The organism is Candidatus Aalborgicola defluviihabitans (assembly GCF_016705985.1).
Classification (GTDB): domain Bacteria; phylum Pseudomonadota; class Gammaproteobacteria; order Burkholderiales; family Burkholderiaceae_C; genus Allorhodoferax; species Allorhodoferax defluviihabitans.
In genome coordinates this window covers 25,151-34,346 of record NZ_JADJKN010000010.1, presented here as the reverse complement: position 1 = coordinate 34,346, position 9,196 = coordinate 25,151, and the positions used below count along the sequence as shown (strand labels likewise).

7 protein-coding genes and 2 pseudogenes are annotated in these 9,196 nt (G+C 58.4%); 3 read left to right on the top strand and 6 right to left on the bottom strand.

Features of this window, described 5'->3' with window-relative positions; genetic code table 11:
• The first annotated feature begins 202 nt into the window (after positions 1–202).
• The 3 genes and pseudogenes from IPI80_RS12490 (at position 203) to IPI80_RS12480 (ending at position 1,274) form a co-directional block, all read left to right on the top strand.
• Positions 203–499, top strand: a complete 297-nt coding sequence (locus tag IPI80_RS12490) for a hypothetical protein (RefSeq protein ID WP_413860538.1) — start codon at positions 203–205, stop codon at positions 497–499.
• Positions 500–850: 351 nt separating this feature from the next.
• A pseudogene (locus IPI80_RS12485) lies at positions 851–964 on the top strand (hypothetical protein); the annotation flags it as partial.
• 130 nt (positions 965–1,094) lie between these two features.
• A complete protein-coding gene (locus tag IPI80_RS12480) occupies positions 1,095–1,274 on the top strand; it encodes a hypothetical protein (RefSeq protein WP_413860540.1) in 180 nt (59 codons plus the stop codon).
• 72 nt (positions 1,275–1,346) lie between these two features.
• Here the strand turns inward: IPI80_RS12480 and IPI80_RS12475 are convergent, their stop codons facing one another.
• The 6 genes and pseudogenes from IPI80_RS12475 to IPI80_RS12450 all read right to left on the bottom strand — a co-directional run bounded on the left by IPI80_RS12475 (position 1,347) and on the right by IPI80_RS12450 (position 9,160).
• Positions 1,347–1,946 (bottom strand): C39 family peptidase, encoded by a 600-nt coding sequence (locus IPI80_RS12475; protein WP_413860536.1) that lies wholly within the window; start codon positions 1,944–1,946, stop codon positions 1,347–1,349.
• A gap of 344 nt (positions 1,947–2,290) precedes the next feature.
• A pseudogene (locus tag IPI80_RS12470) lies at positions 2,291–3,196 on the bottom strand (P1 family peptidase).
• 342 nt (positions 3,197–3,538) lie between these two features.
• On the bottom strand, positions 3,539–4,522 hold the full coding sequence (locus tag IPI80_RS12465) for a hypothetical protein (RefSeq protein ID WP_413860534.1): 984 nt from the start codon (positions 4,520–4,522) through the stop codon (positions 3,539–3,541).
• A 53-nt stretch (positions 4,523–4,575) separates the two neighbouring features.
• Positions 4,576–5,382 carry a hypothetical protein gene (locus IPI80_RS12460; protein WP_413860532.1) on the bottom strand — a complete coding sequence of 269 codons (807 nt, stop codon included), beginning with the start codon at positions 5,380–5,382 and terminating at the stop codon, positions 4,576–4,578.
• A gap of 282 nt (positions 5,383–5,664) precedes the next feature.
• Positions 5,665–7,428, bottom strand: coding sequence for an ABC transporter ATP-binding protein (locus tag IPI80_RS12455; protein ID WP_413860530.1), 1,764 nt, complete (start codon positions 7,426–7,428; stop codon positions 5,665–5,667).
• Entirely contained in the window at positions 7,418–9,160 is a 1,743-nt protein-coding gene (locus IPI80_RS12450; protein ID WP_413860528.1) for an ABC transporter ATP-binding protein, read from the bottom strand. Before IPI80_RS12450 ends, IPI80_RS12455 begins: the two co-directional genes overlap by 11 nt.
• Between the last annotated feature and the right edge of the window lie 36 nt (positions 9,161–9,196).

Here is a 9,196-nt window from a genome sequence, read left to right as displayed (position 1 = left end):
TTGAGCCACACGTGCGGCAGTGGTCGCCAGCCCAAGACCGTTCAACACGTGCGCGAGCGAACTTTGCCCGATAACAGCGGGTAATTGAGGTCAACTTGATTCCCACCTCGATGATGGCCAGACCCGCTGGGTGCATTGTACTGATCCAGCGACATGACAACCCAGTGGCAGGCTGAACGCGCGATCCGCGACGGTGAAGCGCATGCGTAAACTGGCCGAAGCTACCACCGAGGGTGTCGTGTTCCATCACAACGGCGTGGTCACGGATGTCAACATGACGCGCTGCAGGGACTTTGCTCGGCCGGACCTCTACGGACATTGTCGGGCGCAACACCTTGAGACCTTTATCCTGAGCGATGGAAAGCACCACCGTCGAGTACGTACAGTCCACGTGCGAGATCCGTATGAAGCAGCGGTCTATGACACCAATGGTGTTGAGATTCCGGTCGAGAGTGTTGTGAGGAACGATGCCGTTCAAAGGGCGGCACGTACCGCTTAACCGTGCTGAGGGACATCCGTGCGCGCAAAGCGGCTCCAGGCGCGCATCGAATTCGTAGCTGCTGCATGACACGCTTACGCAACTGAACCGGCTCTACCTGATGGAGCGACTCGACAGCATTCTGGCGTAGGCCCGGCAAAGGCGGACGGCGGTCGCCACTTTGTTCATTGACCTCGACAACCAAAACTGGTCAATGATTCCCTAGGAACACCATGCGGGCGACGCTGCTGCGGAAGTCGCGTGTCGCCTCAAGCTCGCCGTGCGTGACGCCGATATGGTGGCGCGCCGCTGGGTGGCGACGGATTCTGATCGTGCTCACCGACATTGCCAAAGTCAGCAGATGCCGGCAAAGTGGCCGTCAACCTGGTAAGGTCGGTCAGTGTCGACGTCATCATTGATGGTCGTGCCGTGTCGGTGTCTCCATCCATCGGCATCAGCGTCTTTCCCGATGATGGCGATACGGCTGATGAGCTGATTCGACACGCCGATACCGCGATGTATCGCGCCAAAAACTGCGGTCGCAGCAACTACCAGTTCTTTCCGCGCGCCGAGTCTTTCGCACGGGTCCGCCGTTCTGGCCTGCCAGTTGCATTCAATGCGACCAGACCCATCACAGGCCGAAGCCATCCAGGACGGTGTGAATTACCTAGAACGCCAAGTGTGCGTCGCCAAGCATGTCATACGCTGGCGCAAGGAAGCACTGATCGAAGAGCACACAGTTCATTACCGGATGCTCGCTACGGAGGCCTTGCACGACATGGCTGTCATCTTGTAGCATGGTTTGCGCAAAATTTCTGACAAGGGCCAGAGCCTGATCCGGCCGGGCTGCCCCCATTCAATTCACTTTTCACTCCAGACGAGTAACCTGATCCGGTGCATAAGGGAGTGCGTCATGTTTGATCATGACGATGCCAAAATGAAACAAATCCTGCTTCTGGTAATCGTCATGGTCGTGCCAGCGCTCAAGAAATTCTGGAATCGGGATGTAGGTGTAGTGACCCAGTGTCGATGGGTCCATGAAATAAAAATGGTCATTGTCATAACCCACAGCAACCACATAGTGCCCATTTTCGAATGTGCTCCAGTCAACTGGTGGCGTTGCCCAGGCCTGAATGGCCAATAGAACCGGGATTCGGCTATCAATGCGACCCTTCAGTTCGTCCAGGGTCATGCCGTTGCGCGCGGAGGCTTCGAATCCCAAAGATATCGCATAGGCCAGCACATTCTGATAGTTCGTACCCCTATCCGGATCCGGTTGCATCGCGGCGATCAGAACATCCTGGCGACGATCAATGCCATAGTAACCAAGGATCGACTGAACTGCCGTGATGCCACAGGTGTAATCCGCCGCTTGCCGGGTCAATGGAACCGGAATAAGGTTGGAAACGCTAGTGAATAAGGCCGCGCTTGCGCACCACTCTCGCCACGCCAAGCCGGTCAACCGCATGGCCGAAGCAGCAACAGTGGCCGAGAGGGTATTTCAAGAAGCCGCGGCGATTTGTCATGGTGTGATTTAAGCAGTGAACGAAGTGTGGTCGAATTGACTAGTGCAACTTAGATCGATGCTGAATCAGCGCACGGAAGCGATCTTTGGGCAAAGCGGGAACACGGATTCGATCCGCACCGGTCATGGTTTCCGCTGCGAGCATGGCATTCAGGATTGCTTCCTGCGTTGCTTGCCTGAACAGTAGCTTCCAGAAGAGATTCTTTGCCCAGTTTCAGTTGTTGAACAGGCACCGAGTTAGCTGAAGGCTTCTAGTATGCGCGCTTAGTGGAAAAGCGACAAATATTTCACCCGATCCATCCTCCCTTAATCCACCCATTTCCCAATACCCAAGGGAACACTTCGCCAAGTCGATGGAGTTGGTGCGGTAAAAATGGGGCGTTAGTTGCGACAATGACAATAATAGAACCCGACCCTTCGCGGCGGGTGTTGCGGGGTGGCGGTGATTTCTCATCACAGGCCGGCACATCGGCCGCGTGAATGGATTTTGGCTTTTCCGTCCCCTCGAAACAGACCGGCTGCTCAACAATGGCCTGCCCTACCTTGATTCCATTCACGTTCAGCAACCGACGGGAACCGTAGTTGCACTGAACGAGGACTCCCACCACATACTCGCCGTCCTCAATGACGACCTTGCGTGAGGCGGTACCGATACCCCCCTTGAAACCGTGGCATATCATGCCGGTACCGCCACCGACGGAACCTTCCACTACCGGGCCGGACGTCGCGCTTTTCATTGCCGTTATGGCATGTTCCGGCTTCACATGAAAGCCATACTCGTCGTTGAGAAGACCGTCCCAGGTTTCACCAACGACAGGCAATTCGAGATCCCAAGCCAAAGCAGGATCGGGCTGCTAAGCCCCCCAGTCGGCTACCGCGCTGCGAACGGCCCCCACCCCTGTAGTTCCTGTAAGCATGATCGGCCCGGACAGCAGCCCTGACTCGGCAACCCAGTAACTCCCGGTCAATTCACCATTGCCATTCATGGAATACAAGCCGGCAAAGACGGGTTCTGCCATCCGGTCCTGTCCGCGCGGCAATACCGCTGTCACTCCGGTGCGAACCGGTCCTTCGCCTCGGCGCAGAACGCCTTGCCCCGAAATCAGGGTCACGTGACCAACAGAGACCCCCGGAACGTCCGTGATCGCATTCCAACGCCCCGGGGTCCCGCCGAAATCCACACCGAAACCCATGGAACGATCCGCAGCGACGGCAGGTAGTATCGCTAACAAGCTCATTAGGAGCGATCCTGCCGAGGCAAGGATTGCCTTCTGTATCAGGTACATCACACATCTCCGGCAATAGTGAAGAAATCCATTTGGCGAAGTTCTCAGCCACACGCTGTGAACAACTGTGGCACAGCTATCCACGAAGATATTTGACCCAGAACAAATTTCATGAAAGAGCCGTCGTGATACAGGACGGCGACCAACGTAACTTTCGCGATAATTGCGATCCAAATCACTGTTGGCAAGCAAGGTCCGCTGAATTCGTGGGGAAACCCAGAGCAAGACGGGGCAGGCCTATCTACCTCATCAAGGAGGTGCCCATGCCAGCGTGCACAGTGTCACATCGAATGTATTGTCAAACCTCGGAAAGCTGCTGATTAATGCGGGCAGCTTGATGCTGGTAATGTGGTCCTCCGGCACCGTGGCAGCACCACTGAGGAAGCGGGCAGCAGCCGGTGTGGACACGAGTGCTGGTGATAGGAGGAAGCCGCTTTCACCTGCCTCCCGCAAGAACCGGAAATCACGTTGCCAGTTGGGCGCCACCACGGACAGCCCCAGCGCAGGTGGGCCCAACAAAAAGCCAGCTAAACGGCCCAGCCAGGTTGATTCAACCGCTATTCGGGCCCACAAGGCTGAGCCGTCCTGCAATGGGGGCAAGGTGAGCGTCTGGCCAAACCCGAGCTCGAAGGTGGGTTGGCAGCTTTGGCTTTCGCGCAGCGGAGTCGTGCGGCGGGTCAGTAGCAATTGGTCCGGGGTTTGCCGACCTACCTGGTAGAAGCGCCGGTAGGCCCGCAGTGTCTGCGGGTCTTCCAGCGCGGGGTAGCGGTTGTCGACTGCGATCATGCTGAACAGAACAGATTTGGGCACTTTTTTGCTGGCCAGAAAATTGGCGTTGTGTTCGGTCATGCGGCGGCTGGTCGCGTAATACGTCTGAAACGCCGGGCGTGTGGCCAGTTCCAGCCCCGAAGCGTAGGCCAGGCCAAACTCAAACGGGAACACGTCAAATGGCGCCTGAATGTCCTTGAACGGAATGGCGGCGCGGGGCTCGGCCAGGGCCTTCTGATTTTGGCGCAGATAGTCGGCATCCTGCATCTGTCTGTACGCTGTGTTCAGCGGGTACACGGCGCGGTATTTGATCAACGAGGGATAGATCTTGAACCCGTCGCCCGGCGGCAGCAATGGCGCGGTCAGGTGGGTGGCCACGGTTGCGGAAATGGCTAGCCGGACTCCACAACTGGACGGCACCCAGAAACGCCAGCGCCAGGAACGAGGCGAACGGATGTTCGCCATGGCGGATAAATCCCATCTTGTAGGCAACCATCAGGTAAAGGATGGACAGCGCACTAACCAGTAACTGCTGCATCCCGCGCAGCCCAAAGGTGCTGCCCACCACCAGCGCCCCCAGCGCAAAGGCCAGCTGTAGCCCCAGGGCGCGTGCAGACCCATATCGGCGTTGTAGGCCTGTGAAACGTCGAAGTAGCCCGCAAAAACGCGGGAAAATTGACCAAATCCTGACCCACCCACGCAAACACCAGCAGCGAAAAAAATACAAAGCAGACGGGGACAACCGGCACATAGTCCCGCAGCCTTATGCGATACGCCGTGACCAGCAGCAGTACCGGGACTGACAAGAACACCGCGCCAGATTGCACCTGGCAGGCCAGCGCCATGTCAAACGCCAGCACGATCGAGACCGCCAGCCGTGCGCGGTCCTTGGGCCCGCGCTGCACCTCGTTGTGCGCCAGCAGCAGCGCTGGCAGCAGCAGGTAGACGTCGTGTAGCAGTACCAAAAATAGAGCCAACGCACAGAACAGCAGCAGGTCAATGACCCGACGTATCCTCAGGACGCAAAAAAAGCACAAGCCCAGCGTCAGCGCGTAGAGCCCCCGCAGCAGCAATACGTCAGCATGGTTCTTCTCGAAGTAGATCGCCGATTCCATGAACGACAGCGGACCGTAGTTGAACAGCAGATCCCTGCCGTGCTGCAGGTTGTGGGCGTGCGCATAGCCCAGCATGGCGTGCCACGACAGGTCCAGCCCGCGGACGGAGGACTGGTAGCCCGTGTCGATCAGGCTCAATACCATGACGATGATGCCCAGCGCCGGGATGACGGTTTGTCGGCCAAAGGCCCGTAGGGAACTGGTATTCATGAGTGACCGCAACACCCTACAAATCAGGAAAATCAGACGGACATTTGTGGGACGGCATGGTGTTTTGGCCCGCTCTTGGTCGGGTTGCTTGGGCTCATGTGTTTGATTTTCCTATCCTTTAAAGCCGAAGCCAAAGTACTGAGAGAGCTTGACGAATATTTTGCCGCAGGCTCTTTGAAGCATACCAAAGGTGACTCATGCGAAATTGAAGAATTGAAGTTGGAGACTGCCATACCGCAAGTGTTCGGCGAACACGGCGCGGACGCGACCATGTACTGCGTCTTACTCGCCCATTTGCTGCAACAAGTACAGGCGTTGGTAGACACCCTTCTCAAGGGCCATCAGTTCATCATGGGTACCTTGTTCATGGATGCGGCCATGGTTGAGCACCACGATACAGTCGGCAGCCCGAATCGTCGACAAGCGGTGGGCAATCGCCACCACGGTGACCTTGCCACGCAGCTCGGAGAGGGCAACTTGCACAATTTGCTCGGTTTCTGAGTCAATATGGGCGGTGGCCTCGTCCAAAAACAGGATGCGGGTCTCGCCCGCCAGGGCCCGGGCAATGGCAATGAGCTGCTTTTGCCCCACCGACAGGCGGGCACCACCCTCACCCAACAAGGTGTCGTAGCCCTGTTCCAGCTGCACAATAAAGTCGTGGCAGTGGGCCGCGCGTGCGGCTTCTTCGATGGCTGCCTGGTCCAGCTCGCGGCCCATGGCAATGTTGTCGCGCACACTGCTGGCCAGCAAAAACGGGTCTTGCGGCACCAAGCCCACGTCTTCGCGAAAGTGTGCGTCGCTAAAAGTGGACAGTTCCACACCATCGACCGTGATGCGCCCGGTTTGGGCTTGGTAAAACCGCAGCAACAAACTCAGCAGCGTGGATTTGCCGCTGCCAGTGTGGCCCACCAGACCGTAAAACCCGCCCGCCGGAATGTTCAGGCTCAGGTCGTGCAAAACGGGCGTTTGCGGATCGTAGCCAAACCCCAGGTTTTCAATTTTGATAGTGCCACTGCCAATACGCTGGGGGCCTATCATGGGTTTTGGACGTTGCTCTTGCAACAGCGTGTCGACCCGCGCCGCTGCCACCACGGCCTGTTGCAATTGGCCAAATTGCAGCGTGATCTGGATCAGTGGATCGACCACACGACCGATGTAGCTGACAAAGGCGTACAAAATACCAATCTCCAACGCACTGAGCGCGCGTTGGCCAAAGCTGTGGATCACCACCACGAGCAGCAACACGTTGATCAAATCCAGCATCGGACGCAGCAACCAGGCGTTGACCCGCATTTCGGCCAAACGTGCACCCAGGTGCTGGCCGTTAGTGTGATCAAAACGGTCTTTAAAGCGCTGCTGCGCATTGCTGGCCTGTAGCACCGCCATACCAGCGATGGACTCTGACATTTGGGCATTGATGTCGCTGCGCTTTTGCCGGGCCCGGGCCACCGCGGGTGCACTCCAGCGCTGGTAAAACCAGACAATCACGACCACGGCGGGAATCAGGGTGAGCACGATGAGCATCAACCGCCAGTCGAGCCAGGCCATGGCCGCCAGCGCACCGAACACTACGATGCTGCTGTCCAAAATAACGAATAAAACCTGCACGTACAGGTTTTTCACCTGCTCGGTGTCATTGGTAACCCGGCTGACCAACTGGCCAGTGATGGCTTTGTCAAAAAATGCCATGGGCAGGCGCAGCACATGCCCATAGACTTCTTCGCGCACGCGCTTGACCGAACGCATGGCCACGCCAGCCATACGCGCCAGCTGGGCGTAACGGATGACGCTGGCTAGGGCGCCCGTCAGCAACAGTGCTGCCAGCAACAGGGCCATATCGGAGACCACCAGTTTACGCGGCAGCAGATACTGGTCGATGAAATACTTGCCCAGCAAGGGGCCAGTGGCCTCTAATAAGGCGCACGCTATCAACCAGACCGTGCCCAAGATCAGGTTGCGCTTCTCGGGTGCGGCGGCGTGCAGCAGCAGGGCAATGGCGCGGCGAGTGGCGCCCGCGTCGGGCGCCTTGTTGGCATCAGGCTGCATCCAGGCTGGCCTCCAGTTGTTGGTAGCGCCACTGGGCGGCATACCAGCCATTGCGCGCCAACAAAGTGGCGTGGTCACCCTGTTCGCTGATGCGTCCGTGGCTCAGCACAACAATGTGGTCCGCGTCCATGACCGCACTGAGGCGGTGGCTCACGATCAACGCTGTACGGCCCGCACGCGCGCTGCGCAAGTGCTGCAAGATATCGGTCTCGGTTTGGGTGTCGACCGCAGACAAGGCGTCATCCAGCAGCAACAGGGGTGCGTCGGTCAACATGGCGCGGGCTATGGCCACGCGCTGGCGCTGCCCGCCCGAGAGCGCAATGCCTTTTTCGCCAACCGGGGTGTCATAACCCTTGGGCATCCGCACGATGTCGTCATGGATGGAGGCCAAGCGCGCGGCGTGGGCAATTTCTTCGCGTGTAGCGCCCGCCTTGGCCAAGGCGATGTTCTCGGCAATGCTGGCCGAGAATAAAAACGGCTCTTGGGGTACCCAGCTGATGGCCCGGTTAAGCGCCTCTAGCGTGTAGTCGCCCAGGGAGTTGCCACCCCAGCGGATGGTGCCTGTGCTTTGGGTGTATTGGCGCAAAATCAAACGCAAGACGCTGGATTTGCCACTGCCCGTAGCACCCACCAACCCCAGGGTTTGGCCGGGCGGTAGCTGTAGGCTGACCGCATCCAGTGCCAACGCTTGGTGGCCCGGATAAGAAAAACTCACCCCTTCCAGGACCAGACGTCCGGGCTCAACATCTGTGCGAGAACCACTGTCGGCCACGGTCAATGGCGCATCCAAAACGGGCTGCAAACGGCCCCAGGCTGCGCGCCCCCGTTCGATCAGGGCCAACACCCAGCCGGCCGCAAACATGGGCCAGATCAACTGCCCCAGGTACATGCTAAAGGCCGTCAAAGCACCAATGCTGAGTTCACCATGCCAAACAAAATAGCCTCCCAAACCCAAGGTCAGGACCGTGGCACTGACTAAGGTAACCCCCACCGCTGGTTCAAATGCGGCCTCCCAGCGCTGGGCCCTCAGGCTGGCGTCGGCGGCGCTTTCTGCCAGTTCCTCAAAGCGCTGTGCGCTGCGCGCCTCCAATCCCAGTGCGCGCAGGGTGCGCACACCGGTCAGGGTCTCTTGCACTTGGTCGTTCAGTTTGCCAAACGCATCCAACGATTCTTTGGAGGCTTGGTGAATATGGTTGGAGATACGCCAAAACGCCCACGCCATAATAGGGAACGGCAACAGGGCCGCCGCCGCTAATCGGCCATCGATACCCAGCGTCATCATGGCGACCACCAAGATCAGCGTCAGGGTGCCGTCAAAGCCCGCCAGCATGGCCTCACCTGAGGCCATTTCCACCGAGTCAATGTCGTTGGTCGCGAGCGCCATCAAATCACCGGTGCGCTTTTGTTGGAAAAAATGGGGGCCTTGCTGGCACAAGCGGGCGTACAGTCGGGCGCGCAGCTGGGCACCCAGGCGGTAGCTGGCGGCAAAAAGCTGCAAACGCCAGGCCACTCGCAAAAAATAGATGGCAACACCCGCCAACAACAACCAGGCCAACTCGCCCAACAACGCCTCTTCGTGCAGGGTGCCAGCCACCAAACCATCAATCACATGGCCAACTTGACGCGGAATGTAGACCGTCAAGGCGCTCACGGTCGCCAGCATCCAGGCGGCCAGCGCATAGGGGCGCCAGTTTTGGCGCACATAGATCGCTATCAGTGCGGTAAGGGTCATTGGGCGAGGTAGAGGATTGTCGGTGGGCGCTGGTGG